Source organism: Mycobacterium sp. SM3041, assembly GCF_039668335.1.
In the GTDB taxonomy this organism is placed as follows: Bacteria; Actinomycetota; Actinomycetes; order Mycobacteriales; family Mycobacteriaceae; genus Mycobacterium.
Map to the genome: position 1 here is coordinate 74,791 of NZ_JAYXBQ010000010.1, position 20,412 is coordinate 95,202.

25 protein-coding genes are annotated in these 20,412 nt (G+C 65.6%); 14 read left to right on the forward strand and 11 right to left on the reverse strand.

Annotated elements, in window-relative coordinates; all coding sequences use genetic code 11:
• Positions 1-74: 74 nt before the first annotated feature.
• Positions 75-674: a TetR/AcrR family transcriptional regulator gene (locus tag VXD91_RS04320; protein ID WP_346414722.1), complete on the reverse strand. Its 600-nt coding sequence runs from the start codon at positions 672-674 to the stop codon at positions 75-77.
• A 100-nt stretch (positions 675-774) separates the two neighbouring features.
• On the opposite strand from VXD91_RS04320, the gene VXD91_RS04325 reads away from it, so the two are divergent.
• Positions 775-2,397, forward strand: coding sequence for an FAD-binding protein (locus tag VXD91_RS04325; protein WP_346414723.1), 1,623 nt, complete (start codon positions 775-777; stop codon positions 2,395-2,397).
• Here VXD91_RS04325 and VXD91_RS04330 read toward each other — a convergent pair.
• Together VXD91_RS04330 and VXD91_RS04335 are read right to left on the reverse strand one after the other, a co-directional pair.
• Entirely contained in the window at positions 2,384-5,257 is a 2,874-nt protein-coding gene (locus tag VXD91_RS04330) for an MMPL family transporter (protein ID WP_346414724.1), read from the reverse strand. The genes VXD91_RS04325 and VXD91_RS04330 overlap by 14 nt on opposite strands.
• Positions 5,254-5,700, reverse strand: coding sequence for an MmpS family transport accessory protein (locus tag VXD91_RS04335; protein ID WP_346414725.1), 447 nt, complete (start codon positions 5,698-5,700; stop codon positions 5,254-5,256). Before VXD91_RS04335 ends, VXD91_RS04330 begins: the two co-directional genes overlap by 4 nt.
• Positions 5,701-5,906: 206 nt before the next feature.
• Here VXD91_RS04335 and VXD91_RS04340 point away from each other — a divergent pair, with 206 nt between their 5' ends.
• Entirely contained in the window at positions 5,907-6,503 is a 597-nt protein-coding gene (locus VXD91_RS04340) for a TetR/AcrR family transcriptional regulator (protein ID WP_346414726.1), read from the forward strand.
• Between the two features lie 60 nt (positions 6,504-6,563).
• On the opposite strand, the gene VXD91_RS04345 is transcribed toward VXD91_RS04340, so the two are convergent.
• Complete coding sequence (locus VXD91_RS04345) at positions 6,564-7,757, reverse strand: MFS transporter (RefSeq protein WP_346414727.1); 1,194 nt, start codon at positions 7,755-7,757, stop codon at positions 6,564-6,566.
• Between the two features lie 105 nt (positions 7,758-7,862).
• On the opposite strand from VXD91_RS04345, the gene VXD91_RS04350 reads away from it, so the two are divergent.
• Positions 7,863-8,318, forward strand: coding sequence for a helix-turn-helix domain-containing protein (locus tag VXD91_RS04350; RefSeq protein WP_346414728.1), 456 nt, complete (start codon positions 7,863-7,865; stop codon positions 8,316-8,318).
• Here VXD91_RS04350 and VXD91_RS04355 read toward each other — a convergent pair.
• A complete protein-coding gene (locus VXD91_RS04355) occupies positions 8,266-8,811 on the reverse strand; it encodes a helix-turn-helix transcriptional regulator (protein WP_346414729.1) in 546 nt (181 codons plus the stop codon). The two genes, VXD91_RS04350 and VXD91_RS04355, sit on opposite strands and share 53 nt — an antisense overlap.
• Positions 8,812-9,361: 550 nt before the next feature.
• Between VXD91_RS04355 and VXD91_RS04360 the strand changes: the two genes are divergently transcribed.
• Positions 9,362-9,832 (forward strand): hypothetical protein, encoded by a 471-nt coding sequence (locus tag VXD91_RS04360; RefSeq protein ID WP_346414730.1) that lies wholly within the window; start codon positions 9,362-9,364, stop codon positions 9,830-9,832.
• Positions 9,833-9,885: 53 nt separating this feature from the next.
• A complete protein-coding gene (gene whiA, locus VXD91_RS04365) occupies positions 9,886-10,833 on the forward strand; it encodes a DNA-binding protein WhiA (protein ID WP_346414770.1) in 948 nt (315 codons plus the stop codon).
• Between the two features lie 17 nt (positions 10,834-10,850).
• Here the strand turns inward: whiA and VXD91_RS04370 are convergent, their stop codons facing one another.
• The gene (locus VXD91_RS04370; RefSeq protein ID WP_346414731.1) at positions 10,851-11,309 is read right to left on the reverse strand and encodes a hypothetical protein; all 459 of its coding nucleotides are present in this window, start codon (positions 11,307-11,309) and stop codon (positions 10,851-10,853) included.
• The gene (locus tag VXD91_RS04375) at positions 11,306-11,878 is read right to left on the reverse strand and encodes a sigma-70 family RNA polymerase sigma factor (protein ID WP_346414732.1); all 573 of its coding nucleotides are present in this window, start codon (positions 11,876-11,878) and stop codon (positions 11,306-11,308) included. Before VXD91_RS04375 ends, VXD91_RS04370 begins: the two co-directional genes overlap by 4 nt.
• 193 nt (positions 11,879-12,071) lie before the next feature.
• On the opposite strand from VXD91_RS04375, the gene VXD91_RS04380 reads away from it, so the two are divergent.
• The 6 genes from VXD91_RS04380 (at position 12,072) to VXD91_RS04405 (ending at position 14,649) form a co-directional block, all read left to right on the forward strand.
• On the forward strand, positions 12,072-12,536 hold the full coding sequence (locus VXD91_RS04380; protein ID WP_346414733.1) for an Asp23/Gls24 family envelope stress response protein: 465 nt from the start codon (positions 12,072-12,074) through the stop codon (positions 12,534-12,536).
• Complete coding sequence (locus VXD91_RS04385) at positions 12,508-12,855, forward strand: Asp23/Gls24 family envelope stress response protein (RefSeq protein WP_346414771.1); 348 nt, start codon at positions 12,508-12,510, stop codon at positions 12,853-12,855. Before VXD91_RS04380 ends, VXD91_RS04385 begins: the two co-directional genes overlap by 29 nt.
• 100 nt (positions 12,856-12,955) lie before the next feature.
• Positions 12,956-13,135 carry a hypothetical protein gene (locus tag VXD91_RS04390; RefSeq protein WP_346414734.1) on the forward strand — a complete coding sequence of 60 codons (180 nt, stop codon included), beginning with the start codon at positions 12,956-12,958 and terminating at the stop codon, positions 13,133-13,135.
• Positions 13,128-13,526 carry an Asp23/Gls24 family envelope stress response protein gene (locus tag VXD91_RS04395; RefSeq protein ID WP_346414735.1) on the forward strand — a complete coding sequence of 133 codons (399 nt, stop codon included), beginning with the start codon at positions 13,128-13,130 and terminating at the stop codon, positions 13,524-13,526. The genes VXD91_RS04390 and VXD91_RS04395 overlap by 8 nt, the downstream gene beginning before the upstream one ends.
• Complete coding sequence (locus VXD91_RS04400) at positions 13,526-14,086, forward strand: DUF6286 domain-containing protein (protein WP_346414736.1); 561 nt, start codon at positions 13,526-13,528, stop codon at positions 14,084-14,086. The genes VXD91_RS04395 and VXD91_RS04400 overlap by 1 nt, the downstream gene beginning before the upstream one ends.
• The gene (locus VXD91_RS04405; protein WP_346414737.1) at positions 14,083-14,649 is read left to right on the forward strand and encodes a hypothetical protein; all 567 of its coding nucleotides are present in this window, start codon (positions 14,083-14,085) and stop codon (positions 14,647-14,649) included. The genes VXD91_RS04400 and VXD91_RS04405 overlap by 4 nt, the downstream gene beginning before the upstream one ends.
• Positions 14,650-14,686: 37 nt before the next feature.
• Here VXD91_RS04405 and VXD91_RS04410 read toward each other — a convergent pair whose 3' ends face one another.
• Positions 14,687-15,607: an MBL fold metallo-hydrolase gene (locus tag VXD91_RS04410; protein ID WP_346414772.1), complete on the reverse strand. Its 921-nt coding sequence runs from the start codon at positions 15,605-15,607 to the stop codon at positions 14,687-14,689.
• A 150-nt stretch (positions 15,608-15,757) separates the two neighbouring features.
• Between VXD91_RS04410 and VXD91_RS04415 the strand changes: the two genes are divergently transcribed.
• The 3 genes from VXD91_RS04415 to VXD91_RS04425 all read left to right on the forward strand — a co-directional run bounded on the left by VXD91_RS04415 (position 15,758) and on the right by VXD91_RS04425 (position 16,854).
• Positions 15,758-15,988, forward strand: a complete 231-nt coding sequence (locus tag VXD91_RS04415; protein ID WP_061007354.1) for a hypothetical protein — start codon at positions 15,758-15,760, stop codon at positions 15,986-15,988.
• Positions 15,989-16,011: 23 nt separating this feature from the next.
• Positions 16,012-16,359 (forward strand): aminopeptidase, encoded by a 348-nt coding sequence (locus tag VXD91_RS04420; RefSeq protein ID WP_346414738.1) that lies wholly within the window; start codon positions 16,012-16,014, stop codon positions 16,357-16,359.
• Between the two features lie 108 nt (positions 16,360-16,467).
• A complete protein-coding gene (locus VXD91_RS04425) occupies positions 16,468-16,854 on the forward strand; it encodes a hypothetical protein (RefSeq protein WP_346414739.1) in 387 nt (128 codons plus the stop codon).
• A 22-nt stretch (positions 16,855-16,876) separates the two neighbouring features.
• On the opposite strand, the gene VXD91_RS04430 is transcribed toward VXD91_RS04425, so the two are convergent.
• From VXD91_RS04430 to VXD91_RS04440, 3 genes are all read right to left on the reverse strand, one after another.
• The gene (locus VXD91_RS04430) at positions 16,877-18,055 is read right to left on the reverse strand and encodes an MFS transporter (protein WP_346414740.1); all 1,179 of its coding nucleotides are present in this window, start codon (positions 18,053-18,055) and stop codon (positions 16,877-16,879) included.
• 42 nt (positions 18,056-18,097) lie between these two features.
• Positions 18,098-18,628 carry a Chromate resistance protein ChrB gene (locus VXD91_RS04435; RefSeq protein WP_346414741.1) on the reverse strand — a complete coding sequence of 177 codons (531 nt, stop codon included), beginning with the start codon at positions 18,626-18,628 and terminating at the stop codon, positions 18,098-18,100.
• A gap of 149 nt (positions 18,629-18,777) precedes the next feature.
• The gene (locus VXD91_RS04440) at positions 18,778-20,145 is read right to left on the reverse strand and encodes a sugar transferase (protein WP_346414742.1); all 1,368 of its coding nucleotides are present in this window, start codon (positions 20,143-20,145) and stop codon (positions 18,778-18,780) included.
• Between the last annotated feature and the right edge of the window lie 267 nt (positions 20,146-20,412).

Below are 20,412 nucleotides of genomic sequence, written 5' to 3' on the forward strand. Positions count from 1 at the left end.
CCTTCTTGCCCGTGTGTGAAATAGATTGGCGCACTACGTGTTCAAAACCTATGGAAGATCAGGGATCGGCGTGCCTAGTTCGCCGGCGCGACGCCGTTCAGGACGAAGTCGATGACGGCACCGGCGACGTCGCGTTGGGTCTTTCCCGAGCCGACGGCGTTGTGCAGCAGCGCTGTCATCATGACCGCGCCGAAGATGCTGACCGCATCGGTGTGCGGCTCCGCGACGCGCTTCAAGGTGCCGTCGGCGGCACCAGCTTCGAGCACACGCGCGATGGGTTCGTAGAACGCATGCTGGACAGCCGAGGCCAGGTCGGGGAGACGGATGGCGCGGCCCAGGTCGCCGACCAGCGCCATGCTGGTTCCCGGTCGATTCATCGTGTGGGCGACCTGCGCGGTGATGACGGCGATGAGTCGCTCCCGCCCGCTACCGGCGGAATCGGCGGCAGCGGCGACATCACGAGCCAGGTCACCGAGTGAATCGCGCAGCAGAAAGCCGAGGATGTCGTCCTTGCCGGTGAAGTAGTAGTACAGGGTGGCCTTCGGGACACCGGACGCGGCGGCGATCTCTTCGATCTTCGTGTTCTCCAGGCCTTTGGCGGCGATCAGGTCGGCCGCGGCATAGAGCTTGCTCGCCACCGTCCCGGGCACTGCCCGTCCCGTCTGCTCAACCACGAATCGAAGTGTACGAGCCGCCGGGCCACCGGATTCCGGGACCGTGGAACCGACATCCAAACTGATATGTTGTACTCAAAGTCTAAACCGCTGGTTCTAGATGCAGGTCGGAGTGATCATCATGGGCAACGTCACCGCTGACGTCGTTGTGGTCGGTTACGGAGCAGCCGGCGCGTGCGCCGCGCTCGAAGCTCGGGCACAGGGTGCGGACGTCCTCGCCATCGACCGGTTCAACGGGGGCGGTGCCACGCAGGTATCCGGCGGGATCATCTACGCCGGCGGTGGCACCTGGGTCCAGCGTCAGGCCGGCATCGAGGACAGTGCCGACGCGATGTACACCTACCTGCACGCCGAGGTCGGCGACTCGGTGCGGCCGGAAACACTGCGGCGGTTCGTCGACGGCAGCCCCGCGATGATCGACTGGCTCACCGCACACGGTGTGCCGTTCGAAGCATCGGTGTGCCCGTACAAGACGTCGTACCCCAACAACAAGTACTACCTGTACTACTCGGGGAGCGAGAACTCCGGACACTTCCGTGCGCTCACCCCGCCGGCGCAGCGCGGTCACCGGGCCAAGGGACCGGGCGCGTCGGGCAAGAAGATCTATCAGCCACTCGCGGCGTCAGCGCGCCGCGCGGGCGTGCGCACGATGTTCCACACGCGCGCCAACTCGCTGCTGACCGACGCTGACGGCCGGGTCGTGGGGGTCCGGACCAGCACCATGGCGCACGCCCCGGCGTGGGTGCAGCGGCGCTACGCGACCTACGCGGCTCTTGCCGTGAAACCGGGTATCTACTACCCGCCGCTGCGTGCGGCCATGGAGCGGCGCCTGGCCGGCCTCGAGCGCCGGTACGCCCAGACCGTCGACGTCCATGCCCGCAAAGGCGTAATCCTCTGTGCCGGTGGCTATATCGCAAATCGAGAGTTGATCGAGCAACACGCACCGGGCTATCGCGACGGTCTGCAGCTCGGCACCAGCGCCGACGACGGCAGCGGCATGCAGTTGGCCGTCGACGTCGGCGGTGCCGTGGATCGGCTGGACAACGTGTCGGCGTGGCGGTTCATCACGCCGCCCAGTGCCATGCTCGGCGGGCTCGTCGTCGACGAACATGGGCAGCGCTTCATCGACGAAACCCGTTACGGCGCAGCGATCGGCAACGCGATGGTGCAAGGCCACAACGGGCGGGGCTGGGTCCTGGTCGACCGGGCGCTGCTCGAGCAGGCGCGCGAACAGCTTCCGCAGCAGGCGATCTGGTTCCAGCGCCTGCAGATGGAGGCGATGCTACGGACCGATCGCGTGGAGGCCGCCACCATCGAAGCAGTGGCCGCCAAGGCCGGCGTCGACCCGGAGGGGCTGCGCCGAACCGTCGCAGAGCACAACGAGGCCGCGGCGTCGGGACGACCGGATCCGATGGGCAAGCCGGCCGACTACGTCCACCCCATCGAACAGGGGCCGTACTCGCTGATCGCGATCTCGATCAAGCGGAGCCTGATCAATCCGTGCCCGATGTTCACCCTCGGCGGCCTCATCGTCGACGAGGACACCGGCGCCGTGAAAACTCCCGAGGGACAACCGATCGACGGCCTCTTCGCGGCAGGACGCACAGCGGTCGGCATCTGCGCCAACTCTTACGTGAGCGGGCTGTCGCTGGCCGACTGCGTGTACTCGGGACGACGTGCCGGCGCGCACGTCGTCCAACTCCCTTCGGTCAGCGCTCGCTGAGTGACAGATCGTCGTCGAACTGCTGCGGCGACGGCCACTTTGCGGGCACCGGGCGCTGGCGCACGATCTGCGGCCACCAGAACCACTTGCCCAGCAGTGCGGCGATCGATGGTGTCATGAACGATCGCACCACGAGCGTGTCGAACAGCAGGCCGAGGCCGATGGTCGTACCGATCTGCCCGAGGATCACCAGCGGGCTGAAGATGAACGCGGCCATCGTGGCGGAGAAGACCAGGCCGGCCGCCGTGACGACGCTGCCGGTGCCGCCCATCGACCGGATGATGCCGGTGTTGAGGCCGGCATGCAGCTCCTCTTTGAAGCGGGACACCAGCAGCAGGTTGTAGTCCGCGCCGACGGCCAACAGCAGGATGATGGCGAGCGGCACCACGACCCAGTACAGATGGATGCCGAAGATGTACTGCCACACCAGAACCGACAAGCCGATCGATGCGCCCAGCGACAGTACGACGGTACCGACGATGACGGCCGCGGCGACGATGCTGCGGGTCACGATCACCATGATCAGCAGGATGAGAGCGACTGCCGCAATCGCGGAGATCAACAGGTCGTACTTGGTGCCCTCTTGAATGTCCTTGTTGGTGGAGCCGATGCCCGCGATGTAGATCTTGGCATCTGACATCGGGGTCGCCTTGAGAGCGTCGAACACCGCGTCCTTGATCGCGTTGATGTGCGGGATGGCCTCGGGGTTGGCGGGGTTGCCCTGGTGCGTCACGATCATCCGGGCCGCTTTGCCGTCGGGCGACAGGAACAGCTTGAGCCCGCGTTTGAAGTCGGCGTTGTCGAAGGCCTCGGGCGGCAGGTAGAACGTGTCGTCGTTCTTGGCGTCGTCGAACGCCTTGCCCATCGCGGTGGCGTTCTTCAGCGCCTCGTCGCTCTGGGAGTTGGTGCCACCGGTGGTCGCGTAATTCGACAGTGTCAGTTCGCGATTGCGTTCCTGGATCGCGATCTGCGGCGGGATCAGCGCCACCAGCTGCGGCTGCAGGGCGTCCAGCTTGTCGAGGCTGGCGGTGATGTTGCCGAACTTGTCGGAGAGATCGGCGATCCCGTCCAGCGAGTCGAACACCGAGCGCAGCGCCGCGCACATGGGGATGTCGAAGCAGTGCGGTTCCCAGTAGAAGTAGTTGCGCAGCGGACGGAACTGGTCGTCGAAATCGGCGAGCTTGTTTCGCAGATCGTTGACCGTCACGACGGTGTCGTGGAACGCCTCGACCTGCTCATGCGTCGCCTCGGCGCTCTGCTTCTGCAGCGACAGCTGCTGCTTGAGCACGCTGATCGTGTTGTCGATTTCGTTGGCCTGCTTGAGCAGATCGTTGGCCCGATCCTTCTGGTAACCCAGGTTCATGATCTGGCTCGCACTGGATGCGCTGATCTGGAACGGGATGGAGCTGTGGGTGATCGGGGTGCCCAGTGGGCGCGTGATCGATTGCACCAGTGCGATTCCCGGCGTGTGCAGCACAGCCTTGGCCGCACGTTCGAGGATCAGCATGTCCGCCGGGTTCCGCATGTCGTGATCGGCTTCGATCATCACGAGCTCGGGGTTGATGCGCGCCTCGGTGAAGTGCCGTTCGGCGGCTTCCATGCCGACCACGCCGGGTGCGCTGGCGGGGATGTAGGGCCGGTTGTCGTAGCTGACCTCGAACCCGGGCAGCGCGAACACGCCGATGAGCGCGATCGCGCCGGTCACCACCAGGATCGGCCCGGGCCAGCGCACGATGGCGGTGCCGATCTTGCGCCAGCCGCGTGCCCGCTGGGCGACCTTGGGCTCCATCAGTCCGAAGCGGGTGGCGATCAACAACACCGCGGGGCCCAGCGTCAGCGCGGCCGCCAGTGTCACGAGAACACCTATGGCAGCGGGGATTCCGAGCGTCTGGAAATAGGGGAGACGGGCGAAGCTCATGCACGCGACAGCGCCGGCGATCGTCAGACCGGAGCCGACCATCACGTGGACCGTGCCGTGCCACATGTCGTGGTAGGCCGAGATGCGGTCCATGCCCTTGCCGCGCGCCTCCTGGTACCGGCCGACGACGAAGATCGCGTAGTCGGTGCCCGCCGCGATGGCGAGCAGGGTTAGCAGGTTCGTCGCGTAGGTGGACAGCCCGATGACGCCGGCGTGGGCGAGGACCGCCACGACGCCTCGGGCCGCCATGAGTTCGACGGCCACGGTCAACAAGACGATCAGCATCGTCACCAGTGATCGGTAGACGAACAGCAGCATGATGGCGATGACCAGGAACGTGACGCCGGTGACCTCGTTGGTGCCCGCGCTGCCGACCTCGAAGTTGTCGGTCACCAACGGCGAGGCGCCAGTGATGTACGCCCTGATGCCGGGCGGCGGCGGGTCGTCGGCAACGATCTTGCGCACGGCGTCGACGGATTCGTTCGACATGGCCTCGCCCTGGTTGCCGCGCAGATACAGCTGCGTCAGGGCGGCCTTGCCGTCCTTGCTCTGCGAGCCGCCGGCGGTGAGCGGGTCACCCCAGAAGTCCTGGACGTGCTCGACATGTTCTTTGTCGGCCTGGAGTCGCTTGACCAAGCCGTCGTAGTAGTTGTGCGCTTCGGGACCGAGGGGCTTGTCGCCCTCGATGACGAGCATTGCCGCACTGTCGGAATCGAATTCGTGGAAGACCTCGCCGATGTGCCGCATCGCGAGAATGCCGGGAGCATCGGCTGCGTTCTGCCCGACCGAGCGTTCCCAGCCGACGATTTCGAGCTGCGGCGCGATGGTGTTCGAGCCGACCGCGATTACGAGCCAGATCAACAGGATCGGCAGCGAGAGTCTACGGATGATCCGTGCCGGCAGTGCGCCTTCGACGGCAGGGTCGGTCCGGTGCTCGCTCATGCGGTCTTGTCCAGGCACGAGATGTATCCGTTCACGTGGTTCGTGGACCTTTCGTCCTTGACGATGCCGTTGACGGTGATGCGGCACCCGATGGTGCTGCCGTCACCCTGAGCGCGCAGGTCGGCGTACATGGTCGGGTCGTCGGTGGTCAGCTCCTGCGACCACGGCAGGGTGACGTTCTCCACGCGCTGCGGCTGCGCGTTGATGTCCAGAAAGTTGATGGTGGCCACGGATCCGGGCGAGCCGAACACCTCGAACAGCACCTTTTTCGGGTTGTAGCCGGTGTTCTCCAGGGCTTCTGATCCGGGCCGCGATATCTCGTTGTCGGAGCCGAAGATGCCCCGCAATCGGTCGACACTGAACGCGACCAAGGCGACCACGAGGATCGCCACGATGGCGATCCACTGCCGGCGTGCCAACTTGCTCACCGAAAACTTGCTCAAGCCACAGCCTTTCGACGCCCCCGTTGACGAACAGCCGCAGCAATCTCGTCAAATCGTCCCGTAACGGAGAACGGTACGGTACCGTACGTGCGATCGCAACCGGGTTGACATATGAGCAAAAGCCTGCGCTCAATGCCGTATCGGAGTGCAACACCGTGGTGTAACTCTGGTATTCCATCTGTGTGCGATCAGGAAGAGGTGTGGCGATGTCCGACGACATGTGCGATGCCTCGAGCTGTCCGTGGAGTGAACGCGAAGCCGAACTCCTGGCGATCACGCTGGAGTTGTTGCAGGAGCACGGGTATGACCGGCTGAGCGTCGAGGCGGTGGCGACCAGGGCCAAGGCCAGCAAGGCGACGATGTACCGGCGCTGGCCGTCGAAGGCCGACCTGGTGCTGGCCGCGTTCATCGAAGGCACCCGAAGTTCGGCGGTACCGCCGCATACTGGCTCGCTGCGCTCGGACCTCCTGGAAATCGGTCGGTCTGTCTGCGAACAGGCTCAGGTCCACACCCGGACCATGCGGGCCGTGCTGAACGAGATGTCACACAATCCGGGGCTGCAGGCGGTGATGCAGGAGAAGTTCGTGTTCCACCGCAAGTTGGTGATCGACGGCGTCCTTGCCGACGCCGTCGAACGCGGCGAGATCGACGCCGCGGCCATCGACGAGGAGATCTTCGACCTGCTGCCGGGATATCTGGTGTTCCGGGCGCTGGTGTCGGATCGCCCGCCGACCACGGAAACGGTACGCATCATGGTTGACGACGTACTGCTGCCCAGCCTCCGACGCCATCAGTCGCAGTAGAGGCGAGCGCAGACACGAGCCCCCGCGGTCCGCTCGACCGGTGCCGCAGCACCCTGTCCCTCATCTGAGCCGGTCGCCGATCCATACGCCGAGCGCGGCCAGTGCGAACACGGCACCTACCACGCTCGTGCCTGTCCAGCCGGCCCGTGCGTACGCGACAGTGGCGGCGATGGCTCCCAAACCTGTGCCGATCGCGTAGTAGACCATGTAGCCGCCGATGAGGCTGGTGGTCGCGGTGGGATCGGACTCGACGATGAGGTGCTGGTTGATGACGTGCAGTGCCTCGCCGGCGAAATCGAGTGCGATCAAACCGATTCCGAGCAGAATGAGCGAGGTCGGGGTGTGGGCGATGGCCAGCCATGAGGCGAGGAACACGACGAGCATGCCGCCGGTGGCGAGCTGGGCATGACCCGCGTCGGCCCAACGGCCCGCGCCCGACGCGCCGAGCGCCCCGGCTGCACCGACGACGCCGAACAGCCCGATCTGCGTCGCGGTCAGATGCCACGGCTCCGCGGCGAGCGGAAGTGCCATCGATCCCCAGGCGGCGCCGAAGCTGGCGAACATCAGCCCGCCGATGAGGCTTCGCACCCGAAATGTTCTGTCGCTCCGGGTGAGGGCGACGACGGAGGTGATCGCCCGACGGTAGGGCACGGCGACCTTCTCGATGGTGTCGCGGGGGAGTGTCGCGGCCAGCCAACCGCTGACCGCCACCATGACCAGTGCCGCCACGACGAACACCGCGCGCCAGCCCCACAGGCCGGCGATGGCTCCGGAAACGGTGCGGGCCAACAAGATTCCGAGTACGACACCGGTCGTGACGACGCCGACGGTGCGCCCGCGCCGCTCCGGTGGGCTGGCCGCCGCGGCGTACGCGGTGATCACCTGCACTACCGTCGAGGCCGCGCCGAAGAGCGCGCAGCACGCGAGGAACGTCCACGCCGACGGTGCGACAGCTGCCCCGAGAAGGCCCAGCGCGGTCACCGCCAGCTGCCCGAGGATGATGCGGCGCCGGTCGAAGCGATCGCCGAGCGGCACAACCAGGATCAACCCGAGCAGATAGCCGCCCTGCGTTGCCGTGGTCACCCAGCCCAGCTGAGCCGCGGACATGCGCAACTGCAAGCCGAGGTCATCCAGAAGTGGTTGCGCGTAATAGACATTGGCCACCGCCGCGCCACTGACGAAGGCCAGTAGCAGGGCCATCCCGGTGCCGATCGTCTGTATCTGCCGGGTATCGGGTTCGGTCGTGCACGACATTTGGATGGGCCATCCTCTGGAGCGTCCGACAAAGTGGTACTAGATTGCAACCAGACCATAAGTAATGTGGTTGCAATTTGCAACCACACGAATCGGAGGGGTGTCATGAGCAGTCGGCTGGCTCGATCGACGTGCCCGGTATCGCGCACCGTCGACATCGTCGGGGACAAGTGGACGTTGATGATCCTTCGTGATGCCTTCGAAGGGTTATCCCGGTTCTCGCAATTCCAGCGCAGCCTCGGCGTCGCCAAGAACATTCTGTCGGGACGTCTGCAGCACCTGGTCGAAGCCGGAGTGATGGAGTCGCGTCCCGATGCAGGCGGCTCGTCTTATCGAGAATACGTGCTTACGCCCAAGGGAGAGAAGCTCTTTCACCTAATGGTCGCGCTGCGGGAATGGGGTGCGGAGAACGCCTTCGGCGACGACGAGCCGCGCACATCGTATGTCGACTCGCGTACCGGTGCGGCATTGCCGAGATTGCAGTATCGGTCACCTGATGGCGACGAGATCAAGCCCGATCACACCCGACCGGTACGGCCCGACGGTTGGGTCGCTCCGTGACGACCAATCCCGTTGCGGTAATCCCGGCGCCGGTCGGCGGCAGCTCGTCCATCTGCTCGGCAATGGTTGCCATACAGTCGCATTGACATTCGACGGCCTGCTCGAGGAGGCCGTCACGCTGGCTGGGCGTCAGCGCCATGAGTGCCGTGGTGAGTTCGCGGACGCTCTTGTCATGGACAACGTCGAGCCAGTCCAGTTCGGCGTCGAGCGCACGCGCATAGCTGGTTTCGGGGTCGAAGTAGTCGACGTCGACGCCGAAGAACTCGGCCAACATCTCCGCGGTGCGCGGTGACGGGTACTTCCGGATGCCCGAGCGCAGTTGCGACAGGTATGGGGCCGACAGCCGGTGACCGCGTCGGTCGAGCGCTTGGGTGACCTCGAAGTTGCGATACGGACCCCGTCCGGGCGCCCAGATGGTGTCGAACAATCGGTTGAGACGTGTGGCGAAAGTTGCTGTGTCCAATGAATATTGGCGGCGTTTCTTGCTGACCATCCAGTTCCCCCTTGAAACAAGCTGCAGCGCAGTGACTTACGGTGACTCAGTTGATGCCGGCTCGCTCGTGATGCCGGCGTTGCCTGATGCTTACCGCCCGGGGGTGCGGTTCCTGGGCCAGCTGCCACAGGGTGATGGTCGGGCGCGAGCCCGTCATACGAACATTAGCTCACATTCCTGTGAATGCAACGACAGCTAATGTTTGCGAAGAGTTGACGGGTCGGTAGGTTCATGGAATTCTCGTGACATCAGTTGAGTGCCAGTAAAGCCGGGGGGCTTGGGGCCGGTCTTCTCAAGGGGGATGCAGTGTTTCGTGTTCTGCCGCGGGTGTCGCGGAGCGTCGTGTCGACCTCGGCGTTGCTCACATTGCCGTAGTGGCGGTTGTGAGGGTGTCATGCCCGGTGGTTGCTGGTTTGGCGTCGACGCGGGATTGACCGCGTCGCCGTAGGCCGCGTACAGCGTCTTCACCATGTACGCGGCCAGGTCATGAGCCATACACCCGGCTGCTTCACGGCGTCGCCGAGACGCCGTGCACGATATGGAGACTTGAATGAATTCTGTTGGACGGCAGGATTGCCCACAGCACGACTGCACAGAATGGGCCGACGAGACCGCGGGGATAGCAGCGCTGCTGCGCGGCGGTTCAGGCCTGTTGAACCAGCCGCGCCCTGTGGCGCGCAACTCCGCTCACATCCCGGGCATGTTCTGTCAGCCACCGCGTCCCGTGCGGGTGGCCTATTGGTGGGCCAACGCGCTCCAGGCCCAGGGCTGGCGTCTGCGCGCGCTGGGCGAACCGCTCGCCGGTGGCGGGTTCATCGCCGAGATCGGCATGACGGGTGAGGAATCGGTGTGGGTGGTTTTTCCCCGGAACATGCCCGACGACGGCACCGAAGCGTCAGCGTTGGCAAACTTCCTGCAGCGACTGACCTTTGATCAGCGGAACTACCTGCGCCGGCTGGTCGCCGGCGCGCCCGGTGTCGGCCCGTCCCGGCGGCCGAAGGGATCGTCGACACCTTCGTGATTCCCGGTGCGGTGGCGAGTACGGAACGAATGTGTTGTGGGGGATTTGCGGTGTTGACACCGAGAGTGAAAGACGAGCTCGCTGGTACCGTCGTGCACCTGCCGAGTGCGCGCAAGGCCGAAGTGACCGCGCTGCTTCAATTCGCGGGCGGACTCCGCGTGGCCAACGGGCGCGTCGTGATCGACGCCGACGTGGACCGCGAATCCGTTGCCAGCCGCGTTTGCCGGGATCTCAAAGACCTGTGCGGGTCTTCGGCAGAGGTACGCGTGCTGCCGGGCGTCGGCACGCGTCGTCGCTATCTGATTCATGTCGCCCACGAGGCGGAAGACGTGGCCCGATGGACCGGACTCATCGACCGCTGGGGGCGGCCGGTCCGGGGCATGCCTGCGCAGATCGTCGGCGGCAGCACGGCAGAAGCCGAAGCCGTGTGGCGTGGCGCCTTTCTCGCCCGCGGTTCGTTGGCGCTGGCCGGCCGCGCCCGCGGGCTCGAGGTGGAATGCCCGGGGATGGAGGCCGCCTTGGCGCTGACCGGCGCTGCACGACGGCTCGGCGTGCAGGTGAAGGCCCGACAGCTGCGGGGCGCGGACCGGGTCACGGTGCGTGACGCGGACACCATCTCCTCACTGCTGAATCTCATTGGCGCCCAACAGACTCATACGGTCTGGCAGTCGTACCGTGACCGTGCCGGCACCGCATCGGCGGGCGCGGCACTGGTGTACTCCAACCAGCGCCGCGCACAGCAGTCTGCGATGACGACGGCCATCCGGGCGCAACGGGCGCTGGAAATCCTCGGCGACAAGGCACCTGATCATTTCGTCGAGATCGCGCGGTTGCGCATCCAGCATCCCGATCTGTCGTTGGAGGATCTGGGTCGCCTGGCTGAGCCTCCGTTGACGAAGCACGCAGCCGCCGGTCGTCTTCGGCGGGTCTTGGGAATGGCCGATCGCGAAGCCCAGCGTGCCGGGATCGCCGGTACCGGTGCGGACCTCGCCGCGGGATGACCTGAGCGGCGCCGCCGTCACCCCAGCGGGTCGCCCTCGACGACGTCTGTGATGGTCACATCGATCGGTCCGGCCGGGCTGCGGCCGTCCTGGTCGAGGTCGTCGAGGATGGTTCGGATGGTGTCCAGCACCAGGCGCCGGATGTCGTCGCCGAGGTCGCGAAGTTGGGTTCCGTAGCTTCCGGTGACGTCGATGTCGATGGCACGCAGTGCGGTGCCGTCCAGGGTGAAAGCGATTCGGGTCGGCTGGCACACGAAGCTGCGCCGCAGCTCCCGGGCCAGCAGACTGCGCAGTGCGTGATCGGTGATGTACACGACGCCGTCACCGGTATCGCGTGACGCGCGGATGGGCCAACCGACCCGGGGTGCCGCATGAACCGCCGCGCGCACTCTGTCGCTGATGGCGTCCCAGCCGGGTTCGGGCACAGTTCTCAGGTACGACGCTGCGCTGTGCAGGAAGGGATCAGGCTCAGTCACTGCCACCTCCTCAACAGAACTCGCAAAGTCTTCACAGCCCGAAGGTGGTGACCGCGCACCGCGTCGGGACTGAGCTGCAGCACCTCGCCGATCTCCGGGAACGTCATCTGCTCGACCTCCCGCATCATCCAGACCGCACGCTGGCGGACCGGCAGTTCGCCGAGCGCCAGCTCGAGGGCATCCAGGAAGGCGGCGTTGGACGCTGTGGTGAAAGGGTCCGCGGAGGTGTCGGGCCCTGCCAGCGGCTCCAGTACCCAATCTTCCACCGGTCGTGCACGTTTGAGCCGGTGCGTGTCGGCGATCTTTCGGTAGCAGATCGCGAACAGCCACGTCCGCAGTGACGAGCTACCGCGGAACGAGCCGATCTGCTGCCACGCGGCAACGAAGGTGTCCTGCACGACATCCGGGACGTCGGCCTCGGAAGCGAGCATTCGCCGCGCATACCGGTAGAGCACCGGTCCGTAGCGGTTGACGATGGTGTCGAACGCTTCGCGATCGCCGACCACCGCCGAGGCGCGCAAGGCCTCGTCGTCAGCGTCGCGTAGGTCGCCACCGGTTGGCGCTGTCACCACACTCCGCTCTCAGCTACGCTCCACCGCTCGTGAAATATAGGCATTCGTACCAGAATTGAATGCCGAACGGGCTGTCTGAGACAAGTTCGGCTGAGTAGATTTGCGATGTGTCCTGAATCACTCAAATGGGACGTTCGGTTCGAGTTCTGAGTAACGACTACCCAATAACGACGTCGAAAGGGGAGCGGTGATGACCAGCGCACAGGCCGACACGGAGCCGTCCGGCAAAGAAGTCAGCCCGTACCAGGGTTCACCGTTGGTGAGCTCGCAGGGCAAGACGACCATCGCGGACGTGGTGGTTTCCAAGATCGCCGGGATCGCGACCCGCGAGGTCAGCGGCGTGTACGACCTGGGCGGCGGGGCGTCGCGGGTGGTCGGCGCGATCCGCGAACGGATCCCCGGCGCGAGCGTCAACCAGAGCCAGGGCGTATCGGTCGAGATCGGCGAGAAGCAGGCGGCGGTCGACATCGACATCGTCGCCGAGTACGGCGTGGCGATCGCCGACCTGGCCGCGGGCATCCGCCGCAACGTCATCGCCGCGGTCGAACGCATGACGGGCCTCGAGGTGACCGAAGTCAACATCACCGTTCACGACGTGCACCTGGACGGTGACAGCGGTGACGACGCTGACGCCGCGCCCGCCCGTGTCCAGTGATGCCCCGACGGGGGACGCGGTTGTCGAGGACGCGGCCGAACGCATCGCTGCTGCGGTGACCGCCGTGGAGGGCGTGGCCGGTTTGCACGCCGGCATGTTCGGCGAGGTGGCGACCTACCTGCCGGGGCGGCGGGTATCCGGCGTCCGGATCGCGGCCGACCGGGTCGACGTACACGTGAGTCTGGTCCTCGGCGCGCCGGTTCGGCCGACGGCAACCGCGATCCAGCGGGCCGTCGCCGAGTTGATCGAACTACCTGTCGACGTCACGATCGAAGATCTCGTGCCGGTGACATCAACGCCTGGTCGGGGGTTGCTGTAGACCGCCGTGGTGTGGCGGCGCGACGAGGGGCGCGCCGCCCCACCACGGATCACGAATTCCCAAGTGCCAGTACAACTTCGTAACGCGGAAGGTTCACATCATGACCTCATCGACGCTGGGTCTGGTTGCCGGTCTGCTACTCGGCATCGCTGCGGCCGCCGGCGGACTCGGCGGTTTCCTCATCGCGTTGCTTCTCGGCGTGGCGGGCTACCTGATCGGCGCCCACCGCGACGGCGAACTCGATCTCGTCGCCCTGTTGCAGAGGCGCAACCGTGACTGAGCCAGAGGTTGCCGAAACCGTTGCGGCGCAGGCTGACTCCGAGGACGACGGTGCCACGCGCGGCACCCTGACCGTCCGCGAGAAGGTCGCGCAGCGGCTGGCCGTCCGCGCCGCACTCGACACTCCCGACGTGCTGCCGTTCCCGGAAGGACGCGCCAAACTCCCGGGCCGGTCTCTGCCACAAGCGCAGCTGACGGTCACCGGCGACCGCGTCACTGCCCATCTCAAGGTGACCGTGGCGTGGCCGGCACCGGCGGTGGACGTCGGGCGTGCGGTGCAGCGCAATGTCGTGCAGACCTTGTCGAGCATGGGTGGACTGCAGGTCGACCGTGTCGACGTCACCGTCGAGCAACTGAGCACCGTCACCAAGGACACGAAGAGGACCCGCTGATGACTGCCGACAACCTCGCACTTCCCGCACCCGGCCGGTCTCCGGCTGCCGCGGCCACCGCCCGCTACGTTGCGGTGGTGCTGGCACTGGTCGTCATGTTCGTCGGCGTCGTGTCGCTGCGTGAAGCAGGTGTCGTGTTGGGCTGGATCGGCGGAACGCCGTGGATCGGCACGGCCATCGCAGCACTCAACGGCCTGCGGAGTCAGTGGTGGATGGTGCCCGCCGGCGTCGGCACACTGCTGCTCGGCCTCTGGCTGGTGTTCGTGGCGCTGCGGCCCCGACGCAAGACCGTCGTCGCCGTCGACGCGGCGGGATCGGTGTGGATGCAGCCGCGCGACGTGGCCCGGCTGGCATCCCATGCGGCATCGTGCGTACCGGGCGTGGAGGTGCTGAACTCGGCGGCCACTCGTCGCAAGGTCACCATGTATGTCGGAATCACCGGCATCGAGTCCGACACCGCGGCGAAGGGCGCGGTCGCCGCGGCCGTCGGCAGCGCGACCGAGATCCTCATCCCCACACCGAGAATCGTCGTGCGCATCGGCACGAGCGGGGCTGCATGAGCCTGCTGCCGACTGATCTCGTGGATCGCGCGGCGACACTGGTCGCCGGGATCGTCGTGGCATCCCTGGGTGCGGCGGCGGCGTTGTGGCCGACGCATGTCGTGCATGCGGCTCCAGAACAGATCAGTACGGGGCCGGCCGTGCGGGCCACCGCATCGACGTGGTGGCCTTGGGAACTGGCCGGTGCGGGCGCGCTGCTGTTGATACTCGGGCTGATCTGGCTCATCGCGCATGTGCCGGTCCGCAAGACGCAGGTCCTACGCGTTCCCGGTACGACTGACCCGGGATTCATCACCGTGAATCTCGATGGCGTCGCCGGGGCGGCCGCCGCCGCGTTGGCGCAGGATTCGAATGTGCAGTCCGCCAAGGGGAAGACGATCGCCGACAGAGGCACCCCGACCGTGGAATTGACCGTCACCACGGCACACCCGGCGGGCCTTTCCGATGTCGTCTCCGCGATCGACACCACCCTTGCCGACATCGCCCGGGTCACCGGGGGCACCGGCAAGACCGTGGCGGCACGCGCGGTCCTGCAGATCGCGAAAACCAAACGCTCCGGGTGATTCCGCCGGCCGGCAGCCGGCTCCTTCGCTGCCTATTTCAGCAAACTTGGACCGCGTCGACGTAGTTTTGCCACCGGAAGCTGTCACCGTCCCGGCCGGCATACAGTGGGCCGTGCGCGGGGAAGTGGGCCGTCACAATGCCGATGCCCTCGTTCGCGCTGCGTTCGAGGATGGCGCGGCGCGTGTCGATCGCCTGCTGCGGGTTGTGGTCGGCAAAAAACTCCAGGTCGGGATACAGCGCCTGCACGGGGTGGTGGAGTGCGTCGCCGACGATGAGTAAACCGCCTCCGGGACTGGCGATCTCGACTGCGAGATGTCCGGGCGTGTGTCCGGCGGCCTGGGCCGCTCGGATCTGTGTGGCCCCGTTCGAATGAATGACGTCACCCGGGCTGACGCCGCGGTGTGCGCCACTGTCCAGTATGGGCAACACGCTGTCCTGGTAGACCCAGCCCGCGTCGCTCCGCCATTGCCCGACACGTGCCGACTTCCATTGTGCTTCAATATATTCGAGCTCGGCGCCGTGGAACCCGTAGGTGGCATTCGGGAAGGTCGGCACCCATACGCCGTCGACCAGTCGGGTGTTCCATCCGCAGTGATCCAGGTGTAGGTGGGTGTTGATGACGATGTCGACATCGGCCGGTTCGAACCCTGCACGCGAAAGCCGGTTCAGATAGTCGGTGTCGAGCATATGAAGATCCGCGAAGTACGGACGGTTCTTGTGATTGCCGGAGCAGGTGTCGATGACGATCACGACGCCGTCGATCTCGATCACGTAGTTGTGTATCGCGAACAGCATCGTGCCGCCGTCATCGGTGATGGCCGACGGCGCGAACAGTTGCCGCGCCGCATCCAGCTGGGAGTCGTTGATGGCGGGGTACCAGTGCCGAGGCGGGATCGGCCAGACATCCAACTCCGTGAGCTGCGTGACGGTCGCGTTCCCGGCGCAAAACGTGTGCACGGGGGTGGCCAACGCTGTTGACCCCCTATCTATTCCGGCGACGTCAAACGTGGGAAATCGATCGGGTGGCGACGTTTGGCACATCGGGCGACAGGGAATAGGTGAAGTTAGCTGATGCCGTCGGCGCGTCACTCAGTGTGAGGAATCGAGATGGTCCACGAACTGGTATTGGCCCTACAGAGCCAGCCCGAAGCAGCCGGATTCATCCTGCGGGGCATCAAGGGAATCTTCGTCGCCATCGGCAGCGTCATCGCCGCGATCATCTGCGCGGTGATCGCCGGCACGAAGGGCCGAAGCGCCCTCGGTTGGGGGATTCTGGGATTGTTCTTCTCGATCCTGACCCTGATCGTCGTGATCGTCATCCCGTCGAAGAAGTCTTGAGCCAACGGATATTAGGAGCAACCATGTCTGTTCGACGAATGCTTTTGCTCGCGGGGGCCATCTTGCTGTTGGCCGGCGCGATTGGTCTCTTGGTGCCCGTTTCTGCCTCCTCCAATGACGGCAAGGAGATCGGTTGCGGCAGTGCCCTCTTCCAGGATCTTGATCAAGCCCGCTCGGCGAATGCGTCGAGCATCGCGGGTGTGCCGATCCTCAATGAGATTGTGCCGCATACCGATTACGTCGCGCTGTGTGAATCTGCCCTGTCCGGCCGCCGGACCTGGGCCATCCCTGTCGCGATCGTCGGGATTGTCGTCGCGGCGTCGGCCGCCGTGGTTCGGCGACGGTCCGACGCAAGTGCGACATCGGCCTGATCCCGGGGCGTCAGGTTGGGGGAGCGCACGATCAATCCGTGACGGCGTTTGGCCTGCGGGATACGGGGTATGCGCTGCCACAACACTGCCGGACCAGGGAGATGCGCCATGACCACCAACCCGAAACCGCTGAGCCCACTCCACTTGACCTTATGCGCCGGCGCGTTGGCGCTGGCGGTGGCCGGCCTGGCCGCGTGTGGCGACAATGCCTCGAACGATAAATCGACGACATCGGTCACCACAACGACGCCGTCCACCGAAACATCCACGACGACAATACTTCCCACATCGGGTGCACCGACCGTGAGTACGTCGGCGCCGGTCACAGAATCGCCCGCGCCACAGATGCCCGCGACCGAGACCGGTGGGCCGATGGTCCCGGCGCCGCCGGCCATGCCCGCACCGCCGATGGTCCCGCCGCCGGCCATTCCGTCACCACCGGCGATCCCCTCGCCGCCGCCCATTCCGTCGCCGCCGCGGATTCCGATGCCGTGACAGCAGATTCGGCTGAGTCTGATCAGCCGGCTCCGCGGGCGCCCAATGCCAGGAAGTTGGCTGCGGCGGCGAGGCAGATCGTCACAGCGAGGAGCGCCACGGTCAGAATGGACGCGGTCGAGATGACGCCAACCAGGAGCGGGCCGGCGAAATCGCCCAGCAGACGGCTGATCTCGGCGACGCCCACCACCTGACCGAGCCGTTCGGGTGGGTTTCTCCGGGCCAGATAGGTGAACCCGAGTGGCGCGATCACACCCGCGCCGGCACCGAGTAACACGCCCGCACACATCAGGACCACGATGGTCGGCGCCAGTGATGCCGAGGCGAAACCTAATGCGACCAAAAGCAGCCCGATTCCGATCCCGGTGTGGTCGGCCAATTTTCCGGCATCGCGGAGACGGCGCACCGGAAGCTGTACGGATGCAGCGACCGCAACCAGAGCGGACACGAGTGCCCCGGAGGCCAGCACGCCCAGGCCCCGTTGGGCAGCCAGCACGGGCAGGAAACCGAGGCTGATGGACACTGCCGCCGTGCCGGCAGCGAGGGCCAGCGCAGGCCGCACACCTGATGTCTTGAACAGAACCCGGACAAGATCCGTCGTCGACTCGCCCGCCGGGGCCGCTGTATCAATCGTCGGCACGGCCAATGCTGCCCACGCGGTCAGTGCCGCGGCAAGGACGGCGAGCAGCAGGAACAGCGCCGAATGCCCGCCAGCGGCAACCAAAATGCCGCCGAGCAGGGGGCCCAGCGTGTAACCCGCCGCTTTCCAGGTGCGGTACCCGCCGAACGAGCGCCTCGTTCCGGCAACGGTCAACCGGGTCAGCACCGCGTCGGCACTCAGTCCGACGGCCGCGGCAGCTGCACCCTGACCGAGCCGCGCCAGACCTATGCCGAACGCGTCCTCCGCGATGGCGAACGCCCCCGATGCCACTGCGGAGGCGACCAACCCGCCCAGCAGCACGCCCCGAACACCCAGAGCGGAGAACAGCGCCCGGATCAGCGGTTTGATCAGTAATTCGGCCGCAGGATAGAGCGCCAGCAGCAGTCCCAACGTAAGCAGCATCCCATGGCTGATCCGCAGATAGCTCGCCAGATTTGCCGCAATGCTGCTGGCGCTCAACGCAATTGCGAATCCGGCGCCATAGACGGGCAGCAGGCCCGCGCGAGGTACACCAGCCGAATCTCCGGGCAATGTACTCATCGCAGCGTCCGCGGTGGCTTGATCGCGTGCGCTGCGCAGCAGTTAGGCCTGGTGCACTGCTCGATACACCCGTGCGGCGTAGTCGGCCAAGTGGGCCGCGCACCGTTCGAGCCGCAGATGGGACTCTGCGGCGACTGGCGCGCCAAAGACGTCGCGCGCCTTGATGTCTCGGTGCGACCGACGCAACCGCTCCAGTCGTTCTTCCTGGTCGACGAGTGCTGCGATGGTGAGTTCACCGTTGGCGATCGCCGTGTCGATCTGAGCGTCGAACTCCACGCAACCAGAAAGGAAGCCGGCCCATTCGTGGGTTCGTTCAGCGGTGAACATTTCCTGCAGTCGCGCCGACTCCGACCTGTCACGACCGGCCGCGCTGAGCGTCAACACTTCGCCGCCGCCGCGATGCGCCAACTGGACCACTCGCGCGACACCGTCGGCGAACACCGGAACATCCGGCATCGCCCACACACCCTGCCCGATCTGCAATGCGCCACCGCGCCGCAGCTCGCGCCACGTCGCCACCCGGTGCCGAGAAGGCACTGCAGGTATCCGCACCACCAGAATCAGCCACCGCACGAAGCGTCACGCTCGCAATCACAAACAAGAATGTAACGGATGTTTCTTTTGGTGGTGCCCAACAGGCGATTTCGGTCGTTCACCTGCGCAAAGAGTGCCGCGCGCCGGATCATGGCGAGCCCATATTCATGTCCGGCCGCACCTCGGTGTCAGTAGGCGCCGTCACCGGCGAGGACGGTGCGGACAGTCTTGCCGATGATGAGGATGTCCTGGAGCAGCGACCAGTTTTCGACGTAGGTGAGGTCGAGGCGCACAGCGTCTTCGACGGCGAGGTCGGAGCGTCCGCTGATCTGCCAGAGGCCGGTGAGGCCGGGTTTGACGGCGAGGCGGCGGCTGACGAGGTCGTCGTAGGTGTCGACTTCGCGGCGGACTTGGGGTCGGGGTCCGACGACGCTCATGTGTCCGGACAGGACGTTGAGGAATTGGGGGAGTTCGTCGATGGAGTATTTGCGGATGATTTTGCCGACCGGGGTCACGCGGGGGTCGTCTTTCATCTTGAAGAACAGGGCGTTGCCGCCGTTGGCGGCGATCATGTCGGCTTGGCGGGTGTCGGCGTCCCGGTACATGCTGCGGAACTTGGTCATGCGGAACGGTTTTCCGTCCAGGCCTATGCGTTCGGATTGGTAGAAGATCGGCCCGGCACTGGTGAGCTTGACCGCCAGTGCCGTCACGATCATCACGGGCGCAACGGCTGCCAGCGCTGTTGCGGCAAACAGAACATCGAAGGTCCGCTTGATCAGTGAATTGGCCCGGCTGTATTGAGGTTTGGCGATTTCGAAGACGGCCATGCCGGCAACCGGGCGGCTGGTGAGGCGTTGATCGGCGATGTCGATGAGGCCGGGGGCGACCATGAGATCGACTCCGTGCTCCTCCAGTTCCCACACGAGTCGGCGGATGTCGGTCGGGCTGAGGTGATGGGTGGCAGCCAGAGCGACGGTATCCACCCCGGTGCGCTGGACGGCAGCGAGGATGGCTTCATCGGTGCCGACGATGGGAATGTCGCGGCCCGCGATGGTGATGACTTCCTTGGCGTGGGTGGGTCCCATCGGGGTGCAGAATCCGGCGACGTGGTACCCCGCCCACGGGTCTTTGGCGAACTCGGTGGCGATGTCCGCGGCAGCACTGGTGGCGCCGACAACGAGGAGACGACTTTGGTCGTCACCCGACAGACGCTTCCGGGCGACGACGCGTCGCCAGATCCAGCGGGTGGTGATCAGACCGACCAGGCCGGTGGGCAGGGCGATGGCCAGGTAGCCGCGTGAGATGTCGAAGTGCAGCAGTGTCGAGGCGATGGCGATGAGGCCGAACAGTTGCAATGTGGCCGCAGCGAGGGTGACGTATTCGTCGAACCCTCGGCCGACGACTTTGGCGGACCGGCTGCCCAGCGACAAGAAGCCCATCCATGCCGCCGCGATGACCGCCGACACGGCGAGGTACCGGACGTGGGGGCCGCCGTCGAGGGACATGTAGACGGGGTGGCCGCTGGTGGTGGCGAACCGGAAAATTTGTCCGAACATGACGGAAGAGCAAATAACTAGAGAGTCGCTAAAAATGAGTATTCGCGCAAGTTTCCGGTGACGCTGTTCACGGATCGAGCGACCCCGGTGGTTGGTGGCGGTAGCTGCTGGTAGCTGAAGCGGGGCCCCTGCTGCGGCGTCGGAATGCACGCGAGCAGGGCCAATATCGTTCGTGAACTGGGAAATATCTACGGCGGGTGTCGACATGGTTACCGGGGCGCTCTCTGCTGGGCGGGACTCACTCGGTCGATTTGACCCCGCGGTGCT

What these genes read in the sequence shown, in the direction of transcription:
- VXD91_RS04380 (WP_346414733.1), top strand. Translation starts at nt 12,072, where the DNA reads ATGACCAGCGCACAGGCCGACACGGAGCCGTCCGGCAAAGAAGTCAGC.
- VXD91_RS04420 (WP_346414738.1), top strand. Translation starts at nt 16,012, where the DNA reads ATGTCTGTTCGACGAATGCTTTTGCTCGCGGGGGCCATCTTGCTGTTG.
- VXD91_RS04430 (WP_346414740.1), bottom strand. Translation starts at nt 18,055, where the DNA reads ATGAGTACATTGCCCGGAGATTCGGCTGGTGTACCTCGCGCGGGCCTG.
- VXD91_RS04355 (WP_346414729.1), bottom strand. Translation starts at nt 8,811, where the DNA reads ATGGTCAGCAAGAAACGCCGCCAATATTCATTGGACACAGCAACTTTC.
- VXD91_RS04390 (WP_346414734.1), top strand. Translation starts at nt 12,956, where the DNA reads ATGACCTCATCGACGCTGGGTCTGGTTGCCGGTCTGCTACTCGGCATC.
- VXD91_RS04405 (WP_346414737.1), top strand. Translation starts at nt 14,083, where the DNA reads ATGAGCCTGCTGCCGACTGATCTCGTGGATCGCGCGGCGACACTGGTC.
- VXD91_RS04350 (WP_346414728.1), top strand. Translation starts at nt 7,863, where the DNA reads ATGAGCAGTCGGCTGGCTCGATCGACGTGCCCGGTATCGCGCACCGTC.
- VXD91_RS04415 (WP_061007354.1), top strand. Translation starts at nt 15,758, where the DNA reads ATGGTCCACGAACTGGTATTGGCCCTACAGAGCCAGCCCGAAGCAGCC.
- VXD91_RS04325 (WP_346414723.1), top strand. Translation starts at nt 775, where the DNA reads ATGCAGGTCGGAGTGATCATCATGGGCAACGTCACCGCTGACGTCGTT.
- VXD91_RS04440 (WP_346414742.1), bottom strand. Translation starts at nt 20,145, where the DNA reads ATGTTCGGACAAATTTTCCGGTTCGCCACCACCAGCGGCCACCCCGTC.
- VXD91_RS04340 (WP_346414726.1), top strand. Translation starts at nt 5,907, where the DNA reads ATGTCCGACGACATGTGCGATGCCTCGAGCTGTCCGTGGAGTGAACGC.
- VXD91_RS04345 (WP_346414727.1), bottom strand. Translation starts at nt 7,757, where the DNA reads ATGTCGTGCACGACCGAACCCGATACCCGGCAGATACAGACGATCGGC.
- VXD91_RS04400 (WP_346414736.1), top strand. Translation starts at nt 13,526, where the DNA reads ATGACTGCCGACAACCTCGCACTTCCCGCACCCGGCCGGTCTCCGGCT.
- VXD91_RS04425 (WP_346414739.1), top strand. Translation starts at nt 16,468, where the DNA reads ATGACCACCAACCCGAAACCGCTGAGCCCACTCCACTTGACCTTATGC.
- VXD91_RS04360 (WP_346414730.1), top strand. Translation starts at nt 9,362, where the DNA reads ATGAATTCTGTTGGACGGCAGGATTGCCCACAGCACGACTGCACAGAA.
- VXD91_RS04330 (WP_346414724.1), bottom strand. Translation starts at nt 5,257, where the DNA reads ATGAGCGAGCACCGGACCGACCCTGCCGTCGAAGGCGCACTGCCGGCA.